The sequence below is a fragment of the Chitinophaga sp. SVR4-12A genome (assembly GCF_056754765.1).
Window position 1 is genome coordinate 598,490 of record NZ_JBPGWP010000002.1, and the last position, 25,476, is coordinate 623,965.

Genomic DNA, 25,476 nt, shown 5'->3' on the forward strand with positions numbered 1-25,476 from the left:
AACACCATCAAACAACACAAGCCGCATCATCCTGCTGTTTTGTCGGCAATCTGCCCTCAATAGCAGACAACTTCCACCTTCCGCTACCAACTTGCCGCTTTTTCCCTACCTTCGCTGCTTATTATTTTTTTCCTTTATGCCCCAACCAGACGGCACTAATACCATGTTTCAGCTGGCGGCAGATTTTGTCCAGAAGACCAACCGCCATATCTTCCTTACCGGTAAAGCAGGTACGGGCAAGACCACTTTTCTGAAATACATCAAAGAACAAACTTCCAAGAATACCGTAGTGGTAGCGCCTACCGGTGTTGCAGCCATCAATGCAGGCGGTGTTACCATGCACTCTTTTTTCCAGTTGCCTTTCGGGCCTTTTATTCCCGGCACCAAAAGAGGATTTGGTGAAGAGGATGATATGGGCATGGACCGTCATGCGCTCTTCCGCAGCATCCGCTTCAACCACGATAAAAAGATGCTGCTGCAGGAACTGGAGCTGCTGATCATCGATGAGGTGAGCATGGTGCGCGCCGATTCCCTGGATGCGATAGACGCTATCCTGCGCCACTTCCGCAACCAGCCGCTGTTGCCCTTCGGCGGCGTACAGCTGCTCTTTATCGGCGATCTCTTTCAGTTGCCGCCTGTAGTGCCGGATGCGGAATGGCAGCTGCTCCGTGAACATTACGCCAGCATTTTCTTCTTCGACGCCAAAGTGCTGGAACAGGCGCCACCCCTGTATGTAGAGCTGAAGAAGATCTATCGCCAGAACGAAGCCTCCTTTATCGATCTGCTGAACGGCATCCGCAACAATGCCATGACGGCAGAACAATTCGGCTTGCTGGATCAGCGCTATAAACCTCATTTCACTGGTATAGATGAACAATACATCGTACTAACCACCCATAACCGTCGGGCCGATGAGATCAACGCCTCCCGCCTGGCCGCCATGCCAGGCCCCGTTCACCGTTTTGAAGGCAGCATTGAAGGAGATTTCAGCGAGAAGGCCCTGCCTACAGAACAGGTGCTGCAGCTCAAGCCCGGCGCGCAGGTCATGTTCATCAAGAACGACCTGGCAGAGGTAAAGCGCTATTACAATGGTAAAATAGCCACCGTGAAAGAGATCCGCGACGAGCGTATCATCGTTACCCTCACCGGCAGTCATGATGAGCTGCAGCTGGAAAAGGAAACCTGGCGTAATATCCGCTACACCTATAACAAAGCAGATAACCGCATTGAAGAAGAGGAGCTGGGCAGCTTTACCCAATATCCCATCCGCCTGGCCTGGGCCATTACCATCCACAAAAGCCAGGGCCTTACTTTCGATAAAGCGATCATCGATGCGGGCAGCGCCTTCGCACCCGGACAGGTGTACGTAGCGCTCAGCCGTTGTACCTCGCTGGAAGGCCTGGTGCTGCATTCCCGTATTCATCCCTCCGCCATCCGCAGCGACAACCAGGTTACGGCCTTCGCCTCGCGCGAGAACGCTGCCAATGAGCTGGAGCACCTGCTGGATAAAGAAAAACGCGTGTTCTGGGCCAATAGCCTGCTACAGCTGTTCAACTGGCAGAAATTCATCGCCATACTCCAGGAGCATGCCGCTTCCCTGCAAGGCAAGAAGCTACCGGATCTTGAAGCGGCTTATGCCCTCAGCCGTCTGCTGATCGATAAAGCAGTACAGCAGCAACAGGTAGCCCAGAAATTCCGCCAGCAGCTCAGCGCCTTGCTGGACGAAGTGGTGGAATCTGACGACATCAGCCCGCTACGTGGACGTATGGCAAAAGCCATCGGCTACTTTACCCAATCTATTCACGATGAGCTGATCAAACCCTTACAGGGGCACATCGCCGAAGTAAAAAGCACCCGCCAGCGGAAATACCAGGCCCAGCTCGAAGCCCTGGAAATGTCCCTCTGGAACAAACTGCAACAGCTATGGCAGGCGGGTTACGGTGATCAGCAGTTCAATGAAGGGTTAACAGACTACTCGCAACAACGTAGCCAGGCGCCTGTTGCCAAACCAGTCAAACAGAAAGCCGAAGCGGGTGGTAGCCGTCGTGGCAGCCTGGAGCTTTACCTCGGCGGCAAAAGCATCGAAGAAATAGCCGCTATCCGGCAGCTGGCTGCCAGCACGATAGAAAGCCACCTGGCCCAATGTGTAGGCGCCGGAGAACTGCCCCTGGAACGCTTTGTTCCTAAAGAGAAGATAGACCGCATCCTTCCCCTGGTAGCAGAGCTTGGCCTTACCGCCACAGGTCCCATCAAACAGCGCCTGGGCGATAGTGTCACTTATGCCGAGATCCGCGCCGTTCAGGGCTATAGGCGTTTGGAGAAGTAATGAAAATAAGTAAGCAGCTGCATCCCCATCCCAGCCATTGCCAGGCCTATATGGCTCCGCGGGCAAGCCGGTCGAAGCAAATCTCACAAACGGCAGATGGTGACGAGCTACATTTATTGCCTGTTGTCCCCAGTTGGCAGTTCACCAAAGCCTTCGTACTTTTATCCATCCTTACCTGCAACCTACACTCAACAACCGTCAACTAACAACCGTCAACTGACAACCGTCAACTGACAACCGTCAACTAACAACTAACAACTAACGACTAACAACTAACGACTAACGACTAACGACTAACAACTAACGACTAACGACTGAACTTATGACTAACAACTTAAAATTGAGTGTATTAGACCAATCACCCATCCGTCGTGGAAGCAATGCCGTTGAAGCCGTACAGGAAAGCATCCAGTTAGCCCGGCTGGCAGACCGCCTGGGATATACCCGTTACTGGCTTTCAGAACATCATAATACCCGCTCATTGGCAGGCTCTGCCCCCGAGATACTCATTGCCCGCCTGGCCGGCGAAACCAAACGCATCCGGGTAGGTTCCGGTGGCGTAATGCTGCCCAATCACAGCACCTTAAAAGTAGCAGAGAACTTCCGCCTGCTGGAAGCGCTCTATCCTAACCGGATAGACCTGGGCATCGGCCGTGCGCCTGGTGGCGACCGTATTACCGCGCACCTCCTGAATCCCTCCAACACCTTCGACCCGCGCGAATTTGTGCAACAGCTGATCGACCTCCAGGCCTATCTCTCCGAAGACGCCAATACCGGGTCCGTGCACGAAAAAGTAAAAGCCATCCCGCATATAGATACCAAACCCGATCTCTGGATCCTTACCTCTAGCGGTGAAAGTGGCTTACTGGCCGCTCATTACGGCATGGCCCTGTCCTTTGCGCATTTCATCTACCCTAAAGGCGGTCCAGTTGCCATACAGAAATACCGCCAGCAGTTCCATCCTTCGCCCTGGCTGGATGAGCCACAAGCCAGCGTCGGCATCTTTGTTTTCTGTGCAGACACGGAAGAGAAAGCCCACAAGCTCCGGGCAGTAATGGATTTCCGCCTCTTAAGCCTGGAAAAGGGTGGGGGAGATATCACCTATTCTTACGACGAGATCAAGGACTACCAATACAGCGAAGCAGAATGGGAACGCGTACTCGCCAACCGCAACCGTATGATCGCCGGCACCCCGGAGCAGGTAAAGGAACAGATGCTGCAGCTGGCCAACGACTACGCTGTTGACGAGATCGTTGTAGCCACTATTGCCGATAACTTTGCCGACCGCCTCCGCTCTTATGAGCTGCTCGCAGAAATATTCAGGCTGCCCGGTGCATAAGGGAGTTGACAGTTGACAGTCGTCAGTCGTCAGTCGTCAGTTGTTAGTGACTATTATCCGATCCAATCACTGACAACTGTCAACTGACAACTGTCAACTTTTTCTAATTTACTCCCCCCGGTTTTGTAATTTAGAAGAAAGCGCGCCAAATGGAAGTTACGCCTTTACCGCTTTCTGCTACCCTGCAGGATCATCGCCTGCAGGCGGAGAAGCTCTTGCAGGCGCATACCGCCGCCCGGGCAGATGCCATCGCCTTCTTCCTTAATTATCATCCCGGACTGAATGGCTGTTCTCCATCAGAGGTAAAGACCGCACAGCTCACGCTGGCCGATGCGCAACAGGCGCTTGCAGCATGGCATCACTTTGAGAACTGGCCGGCTTTGGAAAAATGGACAGCCGCACTGCACAAAGGCGGTTCTCCCGTGCTTCGTTTCGAATCTGCCGTAGAAGCAGTCATTAACGGAGACACACATACGCTGCAATCGCTCCTGCGCAAATATCCCGATTTGATCCATGCGCGCTCTACCCGCAGGCATCATGCAACGCTCCTGCATTACACCGGCACCAACGGGGTAGAGAACTATCGTCAGCGCTATCCCTCCAATGCCCTGGCAATACTGCAATTACTGCTGGCCGCAGGCGCCGATGTGAATGCTACCGCTGATATGTATAGCGGCGGCTGCACTACCCTGGGCCTCACGGCTACCAGCGTACATCCTGAGAACGCCGGTATCATGATCCCCCTGCTTAAAACTTTACTGGCCGCCCGTGCTCATATCGATACGCCGGAAGCCATTGCGCGCGGCGCCTACATCGTCAATAGCTGCCTGCACAACGGCCGTCACGAATCGGCCGCTTTCCTGGCCAGTCAGGGCGCCCGGCTCGACCTCGAAGGCGCTGCCGGTATCGGAAGGCTTGACATCGTCAGCAGCGCTTTTGATAACAATGGCAGCTTAAAGCAGGGCATCACCCAAACCAAACTGGAATACGGCTTTGCCTGGGCCTGCGAATACGGACATAACGAAGTGATTGATTTCCTGCTGAAGAAAGGTGTGAATATAGACGTACCCGTAGAGGGCATGCCCGGACTGCATTGGGCCATTATCAGCGGTCATCCTGACACAGTAGCTTTATTGATCAGCCGCAAGGCCTCCCTGGAAATACAGAACATCTACGAAGGCTCCGCCCTGGAAGCAGCGCTCTGGGCCCTTGTCAACTGCTGGCCTGCCGCCAACACCTACGACCTGCGGATCATCACACTCCTTGTAAACGCAGGCGCCCGCATCCACCCGGATATCCTTCCCTGGCTGGCTTCTCAAACCCGTATTCCCGACGCTAAAAAAACTGAATTAACAAACATACTTCAGCTAAAAGCCAGGAGCTAAAGGCTAATAGCTAACTAGGTAGGTATAGGACAGTTCCCCGTTACTCTTTAGTTATTTTTGAAATATTCAGCTGATATAAAAAATACCAATTCCACACTATGCAAGCTATTTTAGGCGTCTTTTTCCACTTCATCGGAGGATTTGCATCCGGCAGCTTCTACATTCCATTTAAAAAAGTAAAGAACTGGGCCTGGGAAAGTTACTGGATCGTAGGCGGTTTCTTTTCCTGGTTGATCGTTCCTTTCCTCGCTGCCTGGATCACCGTGCCCGATTTCCTCTCTATTATCCGCAGCACGGATGGCCTCACCCTGTTCTGGACTTATTTCATGGGCGTTTTATGGGGCATTGGCGGCCTTACATTCGGCCTGGCCATGCGCTACCTCGGCCTGTCCCTCGGTATGTCTGTAGCCCTGGGCTATACCTCCGCATTCGGCTCCCTGATACCTCCCATTTATCGCGACCTCGTAGCTAACACCGCTCCGGGCGCCGTTACTTTTTCAGGTATGCTGCACAGCACCAGTGGTCAGTTAGTATTGGCCGGTGTACTGGTTTGCCTGGCTGGTATCGCTATCTGCGGTAAAGCTGGTATGATGAAGGAAAATGAGCTGCCTGAGGAAAAGAAAAAAGAAAGCATCCAGGAGTTTAACCTGCGCAAAGGCCTGATCGTGGCCACTATTTCCGGTATCCTGAGCGCCTGCTTCAATTTCGGTATCGAAGCGGGTAAACCCATGGCGGAAATAGCGATACAGCAAGGCAGCAATCCGCTCTTCCAGAATAACGTGATCTTTGTAGTGCTGTTATGGGGAGGGCTTACCACTAATCTTTTATGGTGCCTGCTGCTGAATGCGCGCAATAAAACTTTTGGCGATTATACGAATAAATCCACGCCGCTGGCCAGTAACTATTTCTTTGCCGCAATCGCAGGTACCACCTGGTTCCTGCAATTCTTCTTCTACGGCATGGGCGAAAGTAAGCTGGGCAACGGCGCCAGTTCCTGGATCCTCCACATGGCTTTCATCATCATGGTGTCCAGCCTCTGGGGTATCACGCTGCGCGAATGGAAAGGCGTGAGTAAGAAAACATTCGGCACTATCTTGCTTGGTATACTTACTATTATGGCCTCAGTGTTACTGGTAGGATACGGAAATTCACTAAACTAGCAATTAGCAATTAGCAATTAGCTTCTGGCATTTAGCTAAAAGCTAATTGCTAACAGCCAACAGCTTAAAAATTCACCAATCATATGTCAGTTTCAGCATCTACAAATTTCAGGCATGTAAGTTATTTATGGGATGAGGCGAAAGCAGCATCGCTGGCAGGCGATGAAGTGGCGTTGCTGATCTACCGTTCCAACCTGTTGGGCGCCGATCTCCGGCTCACCAACTACGGTGGCGGCAACACCTCCTGCAAGGTAATGGCCAAAGATCCGCTCACCGGGAAACAAACGGAAGTAATGTGGGTAAAAGGTTCCGGCGGCGACCTCGGCACCCTGAAAAAAAGCGGGCTGGCAGCACTATACGTAGAGCGTTTGCGCAGCCTGGAGAACATCTACCGTGGCATCGATCATGAAGATGAAATGGTAGAGCTCTTCAACCACTGCATCTTTGATCTCAGCTCCAAAGCGCCTTCTATCGATACGCCCCTGCACGGCTTCCTGCCCTTCAAACATATCGATCACCTGCATCCGGATGCAGCGATCGCTATCGCTGCGGCAAAAGATGGCAAACGCATCACGCAGGAGCTGTTCAACGGCGCTATCGGTTGGGTAGAATGGCAGCGCCCCGGTTTTGACCTGGGCCTGAAACTACGCGCTTGCCTCAACGAAAACCCCGGCATCAAAGGGATTATGTTAGGCTCACACGGTCTCTTCACCTGGGGAGATACTGCATACGAAAGTTATGTGAACACTCTGGAAGTAATAGAGCGCTGCGCTGCTTACCTGGAAGATAACTTCGGTAAGAAAAGGCCCGTATTTGGCGGCGCCCGTATACAGCCTGCAGCCAAAGAAGCGCGTACACAGCAGGCCGCAGAACTGGCCCCGGTTTTAAGAGGTCTTTGCTCTGGCCATACCCGCATGGTAGGTCATTTTACTGACGATCCCCGCGTGCTGGAATTCATCAACTCTAACGACCTGGATCGCCTGGCGCCCATGGGCACCAGCTGTCCCGACCACTTCCTGCGCACTAAAATAAGTCCGCTGGTACTGAACCTGCAACCCGCAGATGACCTTTCAGACCTCGCTAAGCTGAAGGAACAACTGGCCCCGCAGTTCGAAGCCTACCGCAACATGTATGCAGACTACTACAATACCTGCAAACATCCCAATTCACCGGCCATGCGCGATCCTAACCCCGTGGTAATCCTCTATCCCGGTATCGGTATGTTCACCTTTGCAAAAGATAAACAGACCGCGCGCGTAGCCGCAGAATTTTACATCAACGCCATCAACGTAATGAAAGGCGCGGAAGCAATATCTGAATATACTTCCCTTCCCCGCCAGGAAGCATTCAATATAGAATACTGGCTGCTGGAAGAAGCGAAGCTGCAGCGTATGCCGAAGCCTAAGCCACTTTCAGGTCGCATTGCGCTCATCACCGGCAGCGCCGGTGGTATCGGTAAAGCGATCGCTAAAAAGTTTGCAGATGAAGGCGCCTGCGTAGTGATCAACGACAACGACGCCGGCCGCCTGGAGAATGCGAAAGCAGATTTTGGTAAAAGCTATTCCGCAGATGTATTCACCACCGCCGTCCTCGATGTTACCAGCGCCTCAGATATTCGTAACGCCTTCAAAACCGCTGCCCTGGCCTTCGGCGGGGTAGACCTGGTAGTGAATTGCGCCGGCCTTTCCATCTCCAAACCCATCGAAGAGCACACGGAAAAAGACTGGGATCTCCTGTATGATGTACTGGTAAAAGGCCAGTTCCTCGTTACCCAGGAAGGCGTGAACATCATGCGCAAACAGGATGTTGGCGGCGATGTATTGAACATTGTGAGCAAGAACGCCCTGATGTCTGGTCCTAACAACGCGGGCTACGGTTCCGCCAAAGCTGCCCAGCTCCACCTCTCCAGGTTGAATGCAGCAGAACTGGGCAAAGACAACATCCGCGTGAACGTCATCAACCCTGATGCCGTGATCGCCGACAGCAAGATCTGGGAAGGCGCCTGGGCAGAAGGCCGCGCCAAAGCATACGGCGTAAAGGTAGAAGAGCTGCCTGCCTATTATGCTAAACGCACCCTCCTCAACGAGGTGATCCTCCCCGAAGACATCGCAAACGCCTGCTTCGTCTTCGTTGGCGGCCTGCTCAACAAATCTACCGGCAATGTATTAAACGTAGACGGCGGCGTGGCTACCGCTTTCGTGAGATAATAAACAGCTGTCAGCTATTAGCTTTTGGCATTTAGCTAAAGGCTAATGGCTAACAGCTAATCGCTATTTTTATACAACAAACCACCACTTATGAAACTTACCCAACACCATATACTCTCTTTCAACGAAGATCATCAGAAAGCCCACGACCGGGCCTTCGCCCACACCGCAGAAAAAGTGTCCGACATCCAATACGTCCTCCAGCGCCTCCAGGAATTCCAGGTGGCCATTCCCAGCTGGGCGCTCGGTACCGGAGGCACCCGTTTCGGCCGTTTCTCCGGCGGGGGAGAGCCCCGCAGCCTGGAAGAGAAGATAGAGGATGTGGGCCTTTTACACGCCCTGAACCGCGCCAGCGGCGCCATCTCCCTGCATATCCCCTGGGATATCCCGGAGAACGCCCCCGCCGTTAAAGCGCTGGCCGCCCAGCATGGCCTCCGTTTCGACGCCGTAAACTCCAACACCTTCCAGGACCAGCCGGGCCAGCAGCACAGCTATAAGTTCGGCTCCCTGCATCACACCGATAAGGCGGTACGCAAACAGGCCATCGCGCATAATATAGAAGTGGTCAAATATGGGATTGAGCTGGGCTCTAATGTGCTGAGCCTCTGGCTGTCAGATGGATCTAATTTCCCGGGTCAGCTCAATTTCCGCGAAGCTTTCCAGCGCACCCTCGAAAGCCTGCAGGAGATCTACGCCGCCCTGCCGGCCGACTGGAAACTGTACATCGAGTACAAATGCTGCGAGCCTAATTTTTACTCTACTACTATTGCCGACTGGGGCCAATCCCTCATGCTGGCCAATAAACTGGGAGATAAAGCGCAGACCCTGGTAGACCTGGGTCATCACCTGCCCAACGCCAATATAGAACAGATCGTGGCCCTGCTCCTCATGGAGGGCAAGCTGGCCGGCTTCCATTTCAACGATTCCAAGTACGGGGATGATGACCTCACCGTGGGCAGCATCAACCCTTACCAGCTGTTCCTCATTTTTAACGAGCTGGTGGAAGGGATGGACGCCCGCAGCATGAACCACGCCACAGACCTGGGCTGGATGATAGACGCCTCCCACAACGTAAAAGACCCGCTGGAAGACCTCCTCCAGTCCGTAGAAGCCATCATGATCGCCTACGCGCAGGCCCTGCTGGTAGATGCCAAAGCCCTTGCAGCCGCCCGCCAGTCTAACGACGTGGTAACCGCCCAGGAACTGCTGCAGGACGCCTACCGTACAGATGTACGCCCGCTGGTAGCCCAGGCCCGCCTGCTGAATGGCGGCGCGCTCTACCCGGTACAGTTGTATCGCCAGCTCAAAGTAAGGGATCAGCTCATTAAGGAAAGAGGATCGAAGACAGTCGCTACGGGACTGTAGTGTTTTCCTGGTGAGACCTTAGTGTTTTCCTCGTAAGTTCCCCGGGAGAGCTTAGTGAAACCTTAGTGTACCTTACGGTAAAAGCGCATACAAGCTTAGGTAAAAGCGCATGCAAGCTTAGTGAAAAGCGCATAAAGCAGTAAAAGCGTATGGATCATATACAAAGCAGGCAGCCGGTCATCGCCATTCTCGATATCGGCAAAACCAATAAGAAATCCTTCCTGATAGACGAACATTACCGGATCGTATGGGAAGATAGCTGCCGTTTCCAGGAAGTATCCGATGAGGACGGCGACGCCTGCGAAGACATAAAAGCGCTCAGCGCATGGGTGCAGCAAAGCCTGCAGGAAATGCTGGCCATGCCCCAATACGAGGTAAAAGCGGTCAATTTCTCCGCTTACGGGGCCAGTTTTGTGCTGATCGATGAAAAGGGCCAGGTGACAGGCCCCTTGTATAATTACCTGAAAGCCTATCCGTCGGAGCTGCACCAGCAGTTCTTCAGGGACTATAATCCTGACGGCTCCCTGCCAGGCATTACAGCCTCCCCGGTGCTGGGCAGCCTGAATTCCGGACTGCAGCTGTATCGCTTAAAATACCTGCAGCCGGAGCACTATCAGGCAGTCCGTTACGCGCTGCACCTGCCGCAGTACATCAGTTACCTGGTTAGCGGCAAGCCCGTAGCAGATATCACCAGCATCGGCTGCCATACCATGTTATGGGACTTCCAAAGGAAGCAATACCATGAGTGGCTGCACAGGGAAGGTATTATCGATAAACTGCCGCCGCTGTTCCCTGCTGATGGGGTCATGCCCGTTCAGATCAACGGCGTTGACTGCCTCGCAGGAGCGGGATTGCACGATAGCTCGGCAGCCCTGATACCTTACCTGGCCACTTTTACAGAACCTTTTGCGCTGATTTCCACAGGTACCTGGTGTATCACCCTGAACCCCTTTAATGATAGTCCGCTCACCAAGGCAGAGCTGGAGCAGGATTGCCTCTGCTACCTGGAATACCAGGGCCGCCCGGTAAAAGCGTCCCGCCTCTTCGCCGGGCAGGAGCACGAGCAGCAAACCGCCCGCCTGGCAACACATTTCGGCGTGGCGCCGGATTATTACAAGCAGGTAGAATTTGACCCGCTGCTGCTCCGCGAACTGGAAACACCCGTAGCGCCTTCCCTGTCGCACTTCGCTGCGCGTCCCCTGGCCGCCTTCTCTTCTTATGAAAAGGCCTACCATCAGCTGATGCTCGACCTGGTAGCCGCCCAGCTGAAGTCTGCCAGGTTGGTACTGGATAATACGCCGGTGAAGCGTATTTTTGTGGATGGCGGTTTCGGCAAAAACCCGCTGTTCATGCATCTCCTGGCGCTGGCCTTCCCTCATTTAGAGGTGTATGCGGCCTCCGTAGCCCAGGCAACCGCAGTCGGCGCGGCACTGGCCATACACCGCCACTGGAATCAGCGGACCTTGCCCGGCGACCTCGTAGCGCTAAAGTATTACAAGGCAGAAAATCTTGAACAGGTATAAAAAGCAAAAAAGCGGCAATAAAAGGCAAGAAAACATAATTCAATCAACGGCATGCGTTATACCTTTCCTTCCGCTTCGGCTTAAACCATATTTATTATGAAAGTGGGATTATTTATTCCATGTTACATCGATCAGTTTTATCCGCAGGTAGGCATTGCTACATTACAGTTACTGGAAAAGCTGGGCTGCAAAGTGTCGTATCCCCCGGGACAGACCTGCTGCGGGCAACCTATGGCCAACTCAGGTTTTGAGCACCTTACAGACGGCTGCAACCGCCTTTTCGTCAACAATTTCGCTGATTTCGACTATATCGTGGCGCCCTCGGGCAGCTGTGTGCTGCATGTGAAAGACCATCTGCATGTAGCAGATAATGAGACGGCTGCCACCCACATACGGGAACACATATACGAGCTCTCCGAATTTCTCACCGATATCCTGAAAGTAGAGCGCCTGTCTGCAAAATTCCCGCACAAAGTAGGCATCCATCAATCCTGTCACGGTCAGCGTGGCCTCCATGTTTCACAAATGACAGAGCTGGTAGGCCCTGCATTCTCCAAACCACAGCAGCTGCTGCAAATGGTAGACGGCCTCGAACTGGTGACCCTGAACCGCGCAGACGAATGCTGCGGCTTCGGCGGCACCTTCTGTGTATTTGAAGAAGCAGTGTCTGTAAAGATGGGAAAAGACCGCGTGGCAGATCACATTCATAACGGCGCCGAATATATCACCGGCAACGACGTCAGCTGCCTCATGCACATGGAAGGCATTCTGCGCAGGCAGAAAAGCCCGGTGAAGGTATTACACATCGCAGAGATACTAAATAGTGAAGTTTAAGGTTTAAGGTTTGAGGTTTGAGGTTTGAAGTTTGAAGTTCGTTAAAAGTTAAAGGTTACTTATTAGAGGCAAGGCTAACAGTTATGAACCTGGAACCTCCAACGAACCTCAAACCTCAAACCTCAAACCTCAAACTTCAAACCTCACAACATGAATTACTATGCATACTTCCGGTATAAAAGATCACGCCAGCCTGGCGGAACAATTCAACGCTAACGAGCCGCGTGTAAACTGGCACGATGAAACGCTCTGGTGGGTAAGACAGAAACGCGATAAGATGGCCTGGAGCCTGCCCGAATGGGAAGCGCTGCGCGATACTGCTTCCGCTATCAAACATAATGTGCTGGGCAATCTCCATCAGTACCTGCTGGAGTTTGAACGCAATGCGGTGGAGAATGGCGCCACCGTGCACTGGGCAGCTAATGCAGAAGAGCACAACCGCATCGTGCTGCAGCTGTTACAGCAGAAGGGCGTGAAAAGGATCGTGAAAAGCAAATCCATGCTCACGGAAGAATGCCACCTGAACCCTTACCTGGCAGAAAATGGCATTGAGGTGATCGATACCGACCTGGGTGAACGCATTGTACAGCTGGCGAAAGAACCGCCCAGCCATATCGTGCTGCCCTGTATACACAAGAAGAAAGAGGAGATAGGAGACCTGTTCCATGAGCACCTGGGCACACCCGCCGGTAATGCAGATCCGCAGTTCCTGACAGCCGCCGCACGGGCGCATCTGCGTTCCGAGTTCCTGCAGTCAAGGGTTGCTATCACCGGTGTCAATTTCGCGGTGGCCGAAACAGGGGAGATGGTGGTTTGCACCAACGAAGGGAATGCCGACATGGGCGCTCACCTGGCCGATGTGCACATCGCCTGCATGGGGATCGAAAAGCTGGTACCGCAGCGTAAACACCTGGGTGTGTTTTTACGTTTGCTGGCCCGCAGCGCTACCGGGCAGCCCATCACCACCTATAGCAGCCATTTCCGTAAACCGAAGCCCGGCCAGCAGCTCCATATAGTATTGGTGGATAATGGGCGCAGCCGCCAGTTGGGCCGCGAAGATTTCCGTAATTCACTGAAATGCATCCGCTGCGGGGCCTGTATGAACACCTGCCCCGTATATCGCCGCAGCGGCGGGCATAGCTACCATAACGCCATTGCAGGGCCTATAGGCGCTATACTGGCCCCCAACCTGGATATGAAGCAATATGCCGACCTGCCTTTTGCTTCCACCTTGTGCGGCTCCTGCTCCAATGTATGCCCGGTGAAGATCGACATCCACCAGCAGTTATATAAATGGAGACAGGTGATTACAGCAGAGGGACAGGCGCCTGCCACAAAAGCAGCCGGTATGAAGCTGATGACAGCGGTATTGTCCAGGCCCGGCCTCTATCGCTTTGCCGGTAAGGCAGCCAGGTGGGTATTGCGCACGATGCCCGGACTGGTCAACAACCGTTTCAATCCCTGGTACAAACAAAGAGAATTACCTGCGCCGCCTGCAGAATCTTTTGCAGCGTGGTATAAAAAGAACCGATAGATGAACAGCAGAGATCAGATCCTGGCCGCTGTAAAGGCCAATCAGCCGGCGTCCAGCGCTTTACCCGCCCTGGATAGTTTTACTGCTCCCCGGGCAGTAAGCATAGACGCGTTCCGCACAGTAGCCGAATCCATGGGCAGCCGCGTATTGAGCATCAGCAGCGAAGCCGATATGCCCGCCTTGATAAAGGAATACTTCAGCGATATGCCCCTGATCGTATCCGCTGATCCTGCTATTGCTGCTCACTGCCCATTGCCCATTGCCAACTGGAAAGAGGGCGACGGCCGCCAGCTGCAGGAAGCAGACCTGGCCATTGTGCGCGCCCAGCTGGGCGTGGCCGAGAATGGGGCCCTGTGGCTAACAGAAGCAGAACTGCAGGTCCGGGTCCTTCCTTTCATCGCCCAGCACCTGGCCATCGTGCTGCAGGCAGACACCATCGTGCCTACCATGCATCACGCCTATAATAAGATAGGTGATCAGTTCACCGGCTTCGGGGTATTCATCGCCGGTCCGTCCAAAACAGCGGATATCGAACAATCCCTTGTGCTGGGTGCACACGGGGCCAAAAGTCTGACAATAATAATTGTAGTTTAAGGTTTAAGGTTTAAGGTTTGAGGTTCGTTAAAAGTTACAGGTTCATAACTGTTGGCCGGGCCTCTTATCGGTAACCTTTAACCTCTAACGAACCTCAAACCTCAAACCTCAAACCTCAAACTTTTTAATATGAGAACAGCCTTCAAAATGTACCTTAAACCCGGCTATAAGGAAGAGTACCGGAAACGCCATGCTGCTATCTGGCCGGAGCTGCAGCAATTATTAAAGGACAGTGGTATTGGCAACTATAGCATTTTCCTGGACGAATCCACCCATACGCTCTTCGCCGTCCAGGAACAATCCGGCGAAGGCTCCTCGCAGGACCTGGGCGCTAACCCTATCGTCCGGCGCTGGTGGGCCTATATGGCAGATATCATGGAAACCAATCCCGACAACTCACCGGTCACTCATCCGCTCGAGGAGGTCTTCTACATGCCATAACAACACACAATTCCTTACGACTTACGACTAATGACTAACAACTTTTTATAAAGATCTTCTCAATATCAACTTAAACGGGTTCTTCACCCTTTCCATACTTTTCTCCAGGATCATCGTTGCTGCGGTAATGCCCATCTGCTCGTGATCTGTAGAGATCACCGTAATGCCATCCAGCAGGATCTCTTTTAGCGGTGTTTCATTATAAGATACGATCCCCACTTCTTTCCCGATGCCCAGCTTATTCTGACGGCATATCTTCACCAGGTTCACAAGATCAGTTTCTTCTATTACTATATAGGCTTGCCCCGCTTTAACCGGTGCATTCATTTCGATGCCCTCGGTTACGGAGAAGTCAAAATCATGCATGCGGCAGAAGTACTGGAAGCCTTTCCTGATCTCCGGCGGATAAGGCACTATGCTGCTGGGGTTCACAAACACAAGGCTGCTGTATTTCTTCAGCGAAGGCAGTGCCTCGTAGAGCGCTTCGTAAATATCCTTTTCAAAGTTCTGGTATACCGCGGCATGTTTACCGGTGATCCCGGGCAGGTCTTTATCCAGCAACAGCAATTGCGATTCAGGGATCTGCCGGATGATCTGCAGCACTTTCTCCGGCTGCTCATAGAAATGCGGCATGATCACATAATGGTCATAGTCGCCCAGGTTATTGCTGATAAGGCTGTCAAACAGCTGTACATTACTATGGTGTATATGAAGGTCCACAAATACCCCTTCTCCCAGGGTCTTTACAAAAGCATTATACAGTTGTTTCTTATAGTTGCTGATCTTGTTGAACAGCAGCAGCACCCGCAAGGGCATATTGATATCCGTCCGGTAAATAAAGTATCCCTTACCTTTTACAGACAGGATCACTTTCTTGTCGCGCAGCTCTTTGTACGCCTTCTCCACTGTTCCTCTTGAAAGCAGGTATTGTTCGCTGAACTCGTTGATAGAAGGTATCTGCTCGTCCCTTCGCAGGTCGCCATCACGTACCGCAGCCATGATGGAATCCACGATCTGCAGGTACACAGGCACTTTACTATTGGTATCTATATGCAGCGGTTTCATACTTGAAATATAGTATTTTTAATTTTCATATTCACATTCCCGTAATGCTTGCCGGAATGGATGTGATTGCTGTAATATATAGCTATCGGCTATATATAGCGTTATTTATTTTATTTATTGTTGGAAACAAAAAAATACTTAACTTGTTATACAATAATAAAGCGCTTGACTGCTTACCACCTATATTGCATGTGACAGTAAGTTTTAGCAAGCGTTCAACAGCCAACGTTGCACTGAGTACTTTTGACTATTCCTACCGAAGAACCATCACAATTAAGAAAGAATTGACAATACGTTTTTTGACCATTCCGCGTTAGCGTAAATTTTGCGCAAAGCCATAATCTTTTGATGCGATGCGAGAATGTGCGTTTGACCCTTGCATTAATATTAAAAGTTAAAAGTATTTTAATTTAAAACATTTATGAGTGTTGATTGCAGGTCAATGGAACTCTGAATTTTACTGCTTAATTTAGAAACACAAGGAAGGTAACCCTGAAGTCCACGGAGTATGAAGCATTTAGCGGGATAATAACTTCAGAATAGCAAGCAAAAAAAGCGAACTAAATGTAAACTGATACAAAGCACAAAGCACAAGAATTCGGGCAATTTCATTGATTACTATTGAAGAACGGCAGCAGCATTGATAAATGTGATGGATAAACGTTGATGTAAATCTAGTTTTAACCTTATCTACAAGTCACCAATGATTAAGCGATCTTGGATAACCCCCTCATGGCTCATACTGTTGTTAGACCTTGGTTGCGCCAGCATTGCAATGTATCTCGCGCTGCTGTTGCGATTGAATTTTGACCTCGAAGCGTTCAGGCGTTATCCGTTAGTTACCAGTTTTTGGGTGGTGCTCAGCGTTACCCTGCTGCTTTCATTACTGTTTCGCACGTATAAAGGTATAGTACGCTATACCAGCGTGGGCGACGTGGGCCGCATCTCCGGCCTTAGCCTGGCATGTGCGGTGGTATATTATTATATAGACAGCTCCCACGTGTTGCGGCAGGATGGTGACATTTTTCCGCTGTCTGTTATCTTCATTAATTACTTCATCAGCATTTTCATCTGGCTGTCCTATCGCCTGGTGGCCAAATGGTTCTTCCGCATCTACTGGCGTTACAGCAACGAGAATAAGATCAGGGCAGCCATCTACAATACCGGCCACTCCGGCCTCACCTTACGTAAAGTGATCAGCGAGGATGATAACGTGAATATAAAGGTGGTGGCCTTCCTGGAAGACAAGGGGCCTCACACCGGTAAACGGCTGGAAGGCTTGCCCGTCTACGCCTTTAATAATGCTTCACTGCAAAGGCTCGCCCGGCAGGAACGTATCCGCCTGCTCATCATAGCAGATGAACAGATAGAAGCCGGTATGCTGAATGAGCTGGTTGAGCAATGCGTTGCGCTGAACATCCGCGTGCAGAAAGTACTGCCCGTAGAGAAATGGATCAGCAGCGGCTGGAGCAATAACCAGCTGAAAGATGTGAACATTGAAGACCTGCTGGACCGCTCCGTCATTCATATACAGAACAAAAAAGTTACCGAAGAGCTGCAGGGAAGATCCGTACTGGTAACCGGTGCAGCCGGCTCCATCGGCAGCGAGCTGGTAAGGCAGCTGGTCCTGCACAATCCCGCCGCCATCATCTTGTGCGATAAGGCAGAATCCCCGTTGCACGAGCTGGAGCTCGAAATATCAGAGAAGCTGCCCGACGTTCCCGTAGTGCCCTTCATCGGCAACGTATGTGATCGTGAACGTATGCGCCAGCTCTTTGAAGTATATGCCCCCGCCGTGGTATACCATGCTGCCGCCTATAAGCACGTACCGATGATGGAAAAGAATCCTTCCATCGCTGTGCTGAATAATGTACTGGGCACGAAGATACTGGCTGAGCTTTCCGTAGAGTTTGAAGTGGAGAAGTTTGTAATGATCTCTACCGACAAAGCCGTCAATCCAACCAACGTAATGGGCGCTTCTAAAAGGATCGCCGAAATATTCACACAATCTTACAGTCATTATATTAACGAACGTTACAAGAAAATGGGCGCTGCCGGAGAAACACCGCCTACCCGTTTTATTACCACCCGCTTCGGTAATGTGCTGGGCTCTAACGGCTCTGTGATACCCCGCTTTAAAAAGCAGCTGGAACAGGGCGGCCCGCTCACCGTAACACATCCTGATATCACCCGCTATTTCATGACCATCCCCGAAGCTTGTCAGCTGGTGCTGGAAGCCGGCGCAATGGGACAGGGCGGAGAGATCTTTGTGTTCGATATGGGAAGGCCGGTGAAGATAGCAGACCTGGCCAGGAAGATGATCCGCATGAGCGGCAGAGAACCGGGTAGAGATATCCAGGTGATCTATACCGGACTGCGTCCCGGTGAAAAGCTCTATGAAGAGCTGCTGAATACCGCTGAAAATACAATGCCCACTTACCACGAAAAAATATTGATCGCCAGCGTGCGTGAATACGATTTTGTAGAAGTAGAAGAAAGTATCAAACAACTGATCAATGCCGCACATAAGCATTACATAACGCCTACGGTTGCGCTCATGAAAAAACTGGTGCCGGAGTTTATCAGCAAAAATTCTGCTTTCGAGCAGCTAGATAAGGACAAAATTAGAATGTAACCACAATATGAGCAATTTCCGTTTGGGTATTTTCATTTTGCTGCTTTCATCCTGTGCAGCGCCGAAGAATGTCACCTATTTCCAGGATGTACCGGATACATTAAGGCAAAAGATGGTAGAAATGTCTGCATATTACACACCGGTTATTCAGCCGGACGATATCCTGCAGGTATCCATCCAAACGCTGGATCCTGCTGCTACCGCCCTATTAAGCCAGCAAAACACCAACACCTGGCCCTCCATTGGCGCCAACTCCGGTGCCGCCGGCAATCCTACCGCCACTAATGTATCTGGTTATCTGGTCGATAAAGAAGGCTACGTGATCCTGCCACTCATCGGCAAGGTGATGGCCGGCGGCAAAACAACAGATGCCATCAGGGACGAGATCAGGGCCAAAGCCGCTGAATACTACAAAGATCCCGTCGTCACCGTCAGGTTCGCCAACTTCAAGATCACCGTTCTGGGCGAAGTAGCCCGGCCCTCTACCTACGTAATGCCCAGCGAGAAGGTAACCCTGCTCGATGCCATCGGCATTGCCGGAGACCTCACCATCTACGGCAAGCGCCAGAATGTAATGCTGATAAGGGATAACAATGGTAAAAAGGAGTTCGTCCGCTTTAACCTGAGCAGCAGCAACATCTTTACTTCTCCCTACTTCTATTTACACCAGGGAGATGTGGTTTATGTGGAGCCGAACAGGGCGAAAGTAGCCAGCACGGATATGGCCCAGGTAAGAAGGTTATCCATTCTTGCCACCGCCTTGTCCCTGATGATCGTGATAGCCACAAGAGTTAAATTATAATGCTTTTTCTATGCAGCATAACACGAATGGGAAATACCCATTAATGAACGGTGAGCTGGCCGGGGGGGAACAGGAACAACAAACTATCAGCCTGAGAACCCTGGTCGATAATTTCATGGCAAACTGGTATTGGTTCGCGCTTTTTGTCATAATGGCAATAGCCGCTGCCTGGCTGTTCCTCAGATATGCTACCCCTACCTATAACGTTAATGCCAAGATCCTTGTACAGGACGAACAAAAAGGCGGTGACATACCCGGCGAAGAAGTGCTGCAGCAGCTACAGCTTTTTACCAATAAAAGCAATGTCGATAACGAAGTAGAGATCCTGCAATCACGTTCCCTCATGGAAACGGTAGTAAGGAACCTGCAGCTCAATATCTCCTACTGGCAGGAAGGCCGCGTAAAAACCGGCGAGCTGTTTCGCAGGGTGCCTTTCATCGCCCATTGGATCAGCGCCCGTGATAGCCTGAAAGAAGTACGCTACCAGGTAACGCCGCTCAGCGAACAGAAATTCAGCTTTGGTAATGACAAGATGCCTTTTACAGAAAGGAACTGGGGAGATACTATTCACCTGGAAGAAGGCGTCATCCAGGTAGACCGCAGAACCTATTTTCCCCTGGTAAAGGAACCATACATCATTAAACTGGTGTCAATAGATGCAGCAGTGGTCAACTATCAGCAAAAGCTGACGGTCAACATCCCCAACAAACAGGTAAGCACGATAGACCTGCAGCTGGCCACAGCCATTCCCGAAAAAGGGGAGACCATACTCAATGAGCTGATCAACGCTTATCTCAGAACAAGCGTGGAAGTAAAGAACCGCATTGCAGACAGCACCATCGCATTTGTAGATAACCGCCTGGTCCTGGTGAGCAGGGAACTGACCGGGGTAGAAAAGAACATACAGCAGTTTAAACAGGCGAACCAGCTGGCAGATCTTACAGAGCAGGCCAAGCTCCTTATCGCCGGCACCGGGGATTTCTCCAGGCTGTTAACAGAACAGGAGGTGAAGCTCAGCGTAGTGAACACCCTGGAGCAATATATGAATGATGAAAGCAACAGCAAACGCATGGTGCCATCTACGCTGGTGGTGCAAGACCCTACCTTCATCGCCCTCGTACAGAAATACAATAACTTCCAGGTGGAACGCGAACGCCTGTTGATCTCCAACACGCCTTCCAACCCCATGGTACAGAATATAGACCTGCAGCTACGGAACCTGCGTACCGACCTGCAAAGTAACCTGGCTTCGTTTAAAAGCGGGCTGGAGGCCAGCATCGCAGAATTGAGAGGAAGGTCCGGCCAGCTGGACCAGAAGATCCAACAGGTGCCTGCTAAAGAACGCGTGTTCCTTGATTATTCCCGCCAGCAGGCCATCAAACAGGAACTGTACCTCTTCCTGCTGAAGAAGCGCGAAGAGTCTGCCATCTCAAAATCATCCAACATGGCCGTGGCAAGGATCATTGATCCGGCAAAGAGCGATGCTTTCCCGGCTATGCCTAAACGTCTGCTCACCTACCTGGTATGCTTCGTGCTGGGCATCGTCTTCCCCGCCGTTTTTCTGTACCTGAAAGACCTGCTCAACACACGGGTAAGAAGGAAGCAGGATATTACCGCCGGTACCCCCGTGCCCATCCTGTCCGAGATAGGCCATACCAAAGAGCATGACGATGTGGTGGTGGGTAAAGAGACCGTTACGCCCATCGCAGAACAGTTCCGCGCCATGCGCACTAACCTGCAGTTCCTGCTGTCTGGTGCGCAGGATAGAGTGATCCTGCTTACCTCCAGCATGAGTGGTGAAGGCAAATCCTTTGTAGCCATGAACCTGGCGGCCACACTGGCTTTATCAGGCAAGAAAGTAGTGCTGATGGAGCTGGACCTTCGCAAACCTAAGATCTCAGAAAAGCTGAAGCTGAATAATAAACAGGGTTTCAGTACCTACGTGATCGGTAAGACTTCCCTCGCGCAGCTGGTGCAGCCATCCGGCATTCATGAGAATTGCTGGGTCATCCCCTCCGGACCGGTTCCGCCAAACCCGGCCGAGCTCCTGCTGCTGGACACTACCAAACAGCTCTTCGCCGAGCTGCGCAAACAGTTTGACTATATCGTGATTGACACCGCTCCGGTGGGCCTGGTAACCGATGCACAACTGCTCGGCTACCTGGCGGATGTAACGCTCTACCTCGTACGGCAGGGATACACCTTTAAACAGCAGCTACAGCTGTCAAAAGAGCTGTACCAGCAAGGTAAACTGCCCAGGATGAACCTGGTGGTGAATGATGTTAAGGCGGGCAGTGGATACGGCTATGGCTATGGTTACCAGTACGGATATAATTACGGATATGCCAACGAGCATGCCAACAGGAGTTTAGCCCGGAAAATGAGACTGACATTCAAAAGGTAAAATCAGTTAAATAACAACCCTTTCATATGAACCAGGAAACGAAAATTGCCGTTATCGGTCTGGGATACGTCGGCCTTCCCTTGGCGATCGAATTCGGTAAACAGTATCAGACACTTGGCTTTGATATCAACACCAACCGGGTAACAGAACTAAGAAGTGGCCGCGACCATACACTGGAAGCCGACCTGGCAGGCATGAAAATAGCCATGGCCAAACGGCAGGAAGGGAATGGCATTGGCCTCTGCTTTTCAGACAACCTCGAAGAGCTGCACAATTACAACGTCTTCATCGTAACCGTGCCTACACCCATTGACCGCTTTAACGCGCCCGACCTGCGCCCCCTGTTACGCGCTTCCGAAATGCTGGGCGGCATTCTGAAAGAGGGCGACATCGTGATCTACGAATCCACGGTATATCCCGGCTGCACGGAAGAAGATTGCGTGCCTGTGCTGGAGAAGGCTTCCGGCCTGCATTTCAATACCGACTTCTTCGTAGGATATTCTCCCGAACGCATTGTGCCGGGCGATAAAGTGAACACCCTTACCACCATTAAAAAGATCACCTCCGGCTCCACACCGGAAGTAGCGGAGTATATCGACCAGCTCTACCAGAGCATCATCAAAGCTGGTACACATAAAGCCACCAGCATCAAAGTAGCAGAAGCAGCAAAAGCAATAGAGAACGCCCAGCGGGATGTGAACATCTCCTTCGTGAATGAGCTGGCCCTCATCTTTGACCGCATCGGCATAGATACCAACGATGTGCTGGATGCAGCAGGCACCAAATGGAACTTCCTTAAGTTCAAGCCAGGTCTGGTAGGCGGCCATTGCATAAGCGTAGATCCTTATTATCTCGCGCATAAAGCGGAAGCCGTAGGCTACCATCCCCAGGTGATCCTCAGCGGCAGACGGGTGAATGATATGATGGGCGTCTTTGTGGCCAATAAGATCATCAAGCTGATGGTAAAGAAAGGCCGCCGCGTGGAAGGCGGCAGAGCTCTCATACTGGGTATCACCTTCAAGGAGAACTGCCCCGATATACGCAATTCCAAAGTAATTGACATCTACCGCGAGCTCGTAGAGTTCGGCATGCAGGTAGACGTGTACGACCCGCACGCCAGCAGGGCCGAAGTGAAAGATGAATATGGCCTCAACCTGGTAGACGGCGTGCATCGCCAGTACGATGCCGTGCTGCTGGCGGTGGCGCACGATGAGTTCAGGAAGATCGATTATCACGCCCTCAAGAACGGGCACGACGCTATTATATTCGATGCCAAGGCGTTCCTGGAGAAATCCTTGGTAGACGCCAGGCTTTAGACGATAACGCTATAGGGAAAAATGAACTTAAAAGAGAAAACATTAGCCGGCTTATTTTGGACCTTTAGTCAGCAATTTAGTGTCCAGCTTATAAATTTTGCAGTTCAGGTCATTTTAGCAAGAATACTGCTTCCTGCAGAATTTGGCTTGATAGGAATGCTTACTATCTTTATTTCGATCGGTAATTCACTGATCGACAGCGGCCTCACGTCTTCCCTGATCAGAACCCCGGATGCCAGTCAGCGGGATTATTCTACCGTTTTCTTTATCAACCTGGCCGGAAGTTTCATAATCTATGCCATATTGTTTGCTTCCGCGCCATTGATAGCCCGTTTCTATGAGCAGGACGGCCTCACGGCCATCATCCGGGTATATACCATCTCTTTCCTGCTCCGCGCTTTTATTGGCGTACAAACTACCCGCCTCACCAAAGAGATGAATTTCAGGGCCCAGATGTTCATGCAGATACCTTCCGTGATAGGAGGCGGTATTACCGGTATTCTGCTGGCATACTGGGGCTACGGCGTATGGAGCCTGGTATGGATGAACCTCGTACAGGCTTTCCTGTTTACCGTACAACACTGGATCTTTACCGGCTGGCGGCCCGGCTTTATATTCGACTGGAGCTGCTTTAAGTATCATTTTAAATTCGGGTACAAGCTTACCCTGTCTGGCTTGCTCAACGCGATCTACCAGAACCTGTACAACCTCATTATCGGTAAATACTTTTCTGCTGCGCAGCTGGGCTACTATACCCGCGCGCAAACCATGCAGATGTTCCCGGTGCAGAACCTGTCTACCGCCCTGAATAAGGTCACTTATCCCATGTTCGCGAGCATCCAGGAAGATGATAAGCGGCTTAAGAATGTATACCGCAGGCTCATGCAGCAGGTAGTATTCTGGGTAACTCCGGTGATGATCGTACTGGTCATCATCGCAGAGCCGCTTTTCAGGATGCTGCTCACAGAGAAATGGCTGCCCGCCGTACCTTATTTCCGCATCCTCTGCGCTTCCGGTATTCTGTTCCCTTTGCATTTCTATAACCTGAACATCCTGAATGTAAAGGGCCGCAGTGACCTGTTCTTTAAACTTGAGATTGTCAAAAAAACATTTACCACTATCGGGGTTTTCTGTGTGATCCCCTTCGGCATCTACGGACTGCTATACTTCCAGGTGTTGGCCTCTGTTTTCTCCTTTGTGGTCAATTCCTGGTACAGCGGCCGCCTGATAGATTTTTCACTGCAGGATCAGCTCCGCGAGCTGCTGCCTATCTTCCTGCTGGCGATCCTGCCCGGTGCACTCTCCTGGGCATTGGATCGCTTTCTGCTGCAACCGCTTCACGCCGGGGATGTCGCCCGGATCCTCACCGTAGGAGCGGCCTATTTCTCCCTGTATCTGAGTATGAGCTATCTGACACGTATGACAGTAATCATTGATCTCAGACAACTAGTTTTTAAAAGATGATATTAGTTACAAAGCCTTTTCTTCCGCCAAGGGAAGAATATGAACAGTACATAAAAGGGATCTGGGAGCGTGAATGGCTCACTAATAATGGTCCCCTGGTAAATGATCTTGAGCTAAGCCTGAAACGGTATCTCAAAGTGAAGCACCTCTTGTTCCTTTCCAATGGCACAATTGCCTTGCAGCTGGCCATCAGGGCCCTGGAGCTGAAAGGAGAGATCATTACCACGCCCTTCTCCTATGTAGCCACTACCAGCAGTATTGTCTGGGAAGGATGCACGCCGGTGTTCGTGGATATCGATCCTAAAACGCTGAACATAGATCCTGCAGGCATCGAAGCGGCCATCACGCCCCAAACCGTTGGCATCCTGGCTACCCATGTGTATGGCAACGCCTGTGATATTACTGCTATCGAAGCCATCGCGCAGCGGCACAACCTTAAGGTGATCTACGATGCAGCGCACGGCTTTGGCACCCGCTACAAAGGCCGGTCTGTTTTTGAATACGGGGATATCAGCACCACCAGCTTTCATGCCACCAAGCTGTTTCATACCATCGAAGGCGGCGCCGTGTTCACCCGTGATCCTGAGCTGCTGAAGAAGATGGCCTTTATGCGCAACTTCGGGCACAATGGTCCAGAAGCATTTGCAGAACTGGGCATCAATGGTAAAAGCTGCGAATTCCACGCAGCCATGGGATTGGTGAACCTGAAATACATAGGAGAAATCTTACGAAAGAGGAAAGAAGCTGCTGCGCATTACGATACTTACCTCCAATACCTGAAGGCCGTAAAACCGGCGCTCACACCAGATACCGATTATAATTACGCCTATTACCCGCTGGTATTCGAGAGTGAAGAACTATTGCTGCGATGCATAAAAACACTGAACAATAATAACGTCTTCCCCCGTCGGTATTTCTATCCTGCATTGTCCAACATCCTGCCATACGTGAGCAAAGTATCAATGCCGGTAACAGAAGATATCGCCAGCAGGGTGATCTGCCTGCCCATGTACTATACGCTGAGTAAAGAAGAGATCGATCTGACGATGCGCCTGATCCTGCGGGTACAAAACAACTGACGC

18 protein-coding genes are annotated in these 25,476 nt (G+C 51.4%); 17 read left to right on the forward strand and 1 reads right to left on the reverse strand.

Features of this window, described 5'->3' with window-relative positions:
- Window positions 1-136: 136 nt before the first annotated feature.
- The 11 genes from ACR9Y8_RS28795 (at window position 137) to rhaM (ending at window position 14,708) form a co-directional block, all read left to right on the forward strand.
- Window positions 137-2,326, forward strand: a complete 2,190-nt coding sequence (locus ACR9Y8_RS28795; protein WP_481216761.1) for a helix-turn-helix domain-containing protein — start codon at window positions 137-139, stop codon at window positions 2,324-2,326.
- A gap of 322 nt (window positions 2,327-2,648) precedes the next feature.
- Window positions 2,649-3,665 (forward strand): LLM class flavin-dependent oxidoreductase, encoded by a 1,017-nt coding sequence (locus ACR9Y8_RS28800; RefSeq protein WP_481216762.1) that lies wholly within the window; start codon window positions 2,649-2,651, stop codon window positions 3,663-3,665.
- A gap of 149 nt (window positions 3,666-3,814) precedes the next feature.
- On the forward strand, window positions 3,815-5,050 hold the full coding sequence (locus tag ACR9Y8_RS28805; protein WP_481216763.1) for an ankyrin repeat domain-containing protein: 1,236 nt from the start codon (window positions 3,815-3,817) through the stop codon (window positions 5,048-5,050).
- Window positions 5,051-5,148: 98 nt separating this feature from the next.
- Window positions 5,149-6,210, forward strand: a complete 1,062-nt coding sequence (gene rhaT, locus ACR9Y8_RS28810; RefSeq protein WP_481216764.1) for an L-rhamnose/proton symporter RhaT — start codon at window positions 5,149-5,151, stop codon at window positions 6,208-6,210.
- Between the two features lie 83 nt (window positions 6,211-6,293).
- The gene (locus ACR9Y8_RS28815) at window positions 6,294-8,417 is read left to right on the forward strand and encodes a bifunctional aldolase/short-chain dehydrogenase (RefSeq protein ID WP_481216765.1); all 2,124 of its coding nucleotides are present in this window, start codon (window positions 6,294-6,296) and stop codon (window positions 8,415-8,417) included.
- Between the two features lie 90 nt (window positions 8,418-8,507).
- Window positions 8,508-9,782, forward strand: a complete 1,275-nt coding sequence (locus ACR9Y8_RS28820) for a sugar isomerase (protein ID WP_481216766.1) — start codon at window positions 8,508-8,510, stop codon at window positions 9,780-9,782.
- A gap of 149 nt (window positions 9,783-9,931) precedes the next feature.
- The gene (locus tag ACR9Y8_RS28825; RefSeq protein ID WP_481216767.1) at window positions 9,932-11,305 is read left to right on the forward strand and encodes an FGGY-family carbohydrate kinase; all 1,374 of its coding nucleotides are present in this window, start codon (window positions 9,932-9,934) and stop codon (window positions 11,303-11,305) included.
- 96 nt (window positions 11,306-11,401) lie between these two features.
- Window positions 11,402-12,139 (forward strand): (Fe-S)-binding protein, encoded by a 738-nt coding sequence (locus ACR9Y8_RS28830; protein ID WP_481216768.1) that lies wholly within the window; start codon window positions 11,402-11,404, stop codon window positions 12,137-12,139.
- 160 nt (window positions 12,140-12,299) lie between these two features.
- Window positions 12,300-13,673, forward strand: a complete 1,374-nt coding sequence (locus tag ACR9Y8_RS28835; RefSeq protein ID WP_481216769.1) for a lactate utilization protein B — start codon at window positions 12,300-12,302, stop codon at window positions 13,671-13,673.
- Complete coding sequence (locus tag ACR9Y8_RS28840) at window positions 13,674-14,267, forward strand: LutC/YkgG family protein (RefSeq protein WP_481216770.1); 594 nt, start codon at window positions 13,674-13,676, stop codon at window positions 14,265-14,267.
- Window positions 14,268-14,396: 129 nt separating this feature from the next.
- Window positions 14,397-14,708: an L-rhamnose mutarotase gene (rhaM, locus tag ACR9Y8_RS28845; protein WP_481216771.1), complete on the forward strand. Its 312-nt coding sequence runs from the start codon at window positions 14,397-14,399 to the stop codon at window positions 14,706-14,708.
- 45 nt (window positions 14,709-14,753) lie between these two features.
- Here the strand turns inward: rhaM and ACR9Y8_RS28850 are convergent, their stop codons facing one another.
- Window positions 14,754-15,773: a GntR family transcriptional regulator gene (locus tag ACR9Y8_RS28850; protein WP_481216772.1), complete on the reverse strand. Its 1,020-nt coding sequence runs from the start codon at window positions 15,771-15,773 to the stop codon at window positions 14,754-14,756.
- A gap of 703 nt (window positions 15,774-16,476) precedes the next feature.
- On the opposite strand from ACR9Y8_RS28850, the gene ACR9Y8_RS28855 reads away from it, so the two are divergent.
- The 6 genes from ACR9Y8_RS28855 to ACR9Y8_RS28880 are packed head-to-tail and all read left to right on the forward strand — an operon-like array spanning window position 16,477 to window position 25,473.
- Window positions 16,477-18,408, forward strand: coding sequence for a polysaccharide biosynthesis protein (locus ACR9Y8_RS28855; protein WP_481216773.1), 1,932 nt, complete (start codon window positions 16,477-16,479; stop codon window positions 18,406-18,408).
- A 7-nt stretch (window positions 18,409-18,415) separates the two neighbouring features.
- Window positions 18,416-19,210, forward strand: coding sequence for a polysaccharide biosynthesis/export family protein (locus ACR9Y8_RS28860; protein ID WP_481216774.1), 795 nt, complete (start codon window positions 18,416-18,418; stop codon window positions 19,208-19,210).
- Between the two features lie 10 nt (window positions 19,211-19,220).
- On the forward strand, window positions 19,221-21,614 hold the full coding sequence (locus ACR9Y8_RS28865) for a GumC family protein (RefSeq protein ID WP_481216775.1): 2,394 nt from the start codon (window positions 19,221-19,223) through the stop codon (window positions 21,612-21,614).
- Between the two features lie 26 nt (window positions 21,615-21,640).
- A complete protein-coding gene (locus ACR9Y8_RS28870; protein ID WP_481216776.1) occupies window positions 21,641-22,930 on the forward strand; it encodes a nucleotide sugar dehydrogenase in 1,290 nt (429 codons plus the stop codon).
- 21 nt (window positions 22,931-22,951) lie between these two features.
- The gene (locus ACR9Y8_RS28875) at window positions 22,952-24,394 is read left to right on the forward strand and encodes a lipopolysaccharide biosynthesis protein (protein WP_481216777.1); all 1,443 of its coding nucleotides are present in this window, start codon (window positions 22,952-22,954) and stop codon (window positions 24,392-24,394) included.
- Entirely contained in the window at window positions 24,391-25,473 is a 1,083-nt protein-coding gene (locus ACR9Y8_RS28880; protein WP_481216778.1) for a DegT/DnrJ/EryC1/StrS family aminotransferase, read from the forward strand. The genes ACR9Y8_RS28875 and ACR9Y8_RS28880 overlap by 4 nt, the downstream gene beginning before the upstream one ends.
- Window positions 25,474-25,476 lie beyond the last annotated feature (3 nt).

Coding starts and splice junctions, on each gene's coding strand:
- ACR9Y8_RS28795 (WP_481216761.1), top strand. CDS start 137: ATGCCCCAACCAGACGGCACTAATACCATGTTTCAGCTGGCGGCAGAT.
- ACR9Y8_RS28800 (WP_481216762.1), top strand. CDS start 2,649: ATGACTAACAACTTAAAATTGAGTGTATTAGACCAATCACCCATCCGT.
- ACR9Y8_RS28805 (WP_481216763.1), top strand. CDS start 3,815: ATGGAAGTTACGCCTTTACCGCTTTCTGCTACCCTGCAGGATCATCGC.
- rhaT (WP_481216764.1), top strand. CDS start 5,149: ATGCAAGCTATTTTAGGCGTCTTTTTCCACTTCATCGGAGGATTTGCA.
- ACR9Y8_RS28815 (WP_481216765.1), top strand. CDS start 6,294: ATGTCAGTTTCAGCATCTACAAATTTCAGGCATGTAAGTTATTTATGG.
- ACR9Y8_RS28820 (WP_481216766.1), top strand. CDS start 8,508: ATGAAACTTACCCAACACCATATACTCTCTTTCAACGAAGATCATCAG.
- ACR9Y8_RS28825 (WP_481216767.1), top strand. CDS start 9,932: ATGGATCATATACAAAGCAGGCAGCCGGTCATCGCCATTCTCGATATC.
- ACR9Y8_RS28830 (WP_481216768.1), top strand. CDS start 11,402: ATGAAAGTGGGATTATTTATTCCATGTTACATCGATCAGTTTTATCCG.
- ACR9Y8_RS28835 (WP_481216769.1), top strand. CDS start 12,300: ATGCATACTTCCGGTATAAAAGATCACGCCAGCCTGGCGGAACAATTC.
- ACR9Y8_RS28840 (WP_481216770.1), top strand. CDS start 13,674: ATGAACAGCAGAGATCAGATCCTGGCCGCTGTAAAGGCCAATCAGCCG.
- rhaM (WP_481216771.1), top strand. CDS start 14,397: ATGAGAACAGCCTTCAAAATGTACCTTAAACCCGGCTATAAGGAAGAG.
- ACR9Y8_RS28850 (WP_481216772.1), bottom strand. CDS start 15,773: ATGAAACCGCTGCATATAGATACCAATAGTAAAGTGCCTGTGTACCTG.
- ACR9Y8_RS28855 (WP_481216773.1), top strand. CDS start 16,477: ATGATTAAGCGATCTTGGATAACCCCCTCATGGCTCATACTGTTGTTA.
- ACR9Y8_RS28860 (WP_481216774.1), top strand. CDS start 18,416: ATGAGCAATTTCCGTTTGGGTATTTTCATTTTGCTGCTTTCATCCTGT.
- ACR9Y8_RS28865 (WP_481216775.1), top strand. CDS start 19,221: ATGCAGCATAACACGAATGGGAAATACCCATTAATGAACGGTGAGCTG.
- ACR9Y8_RS28870 (WP_481216776.1), top strand. CDS start 21,641: ATGAACCAGGAAACGAAAATTGCCGTTATCGGTCTGGGATACGTCGGC.
- ACR9Y8_RS28875 (WP_481216777.1), top strand. CDS start 22,952: ATGAACTTAAAAGAGAAAACATTAGCCGGCTTATTTTGGACCTTTAGT.
- ACR9Y8_RS28880 (WP_481216778.1), top strand. CDS start 24,391: ATGATATTAGTTACAAAGCCTTTTCTTCCGCCAAGGGAAGAATATGAA.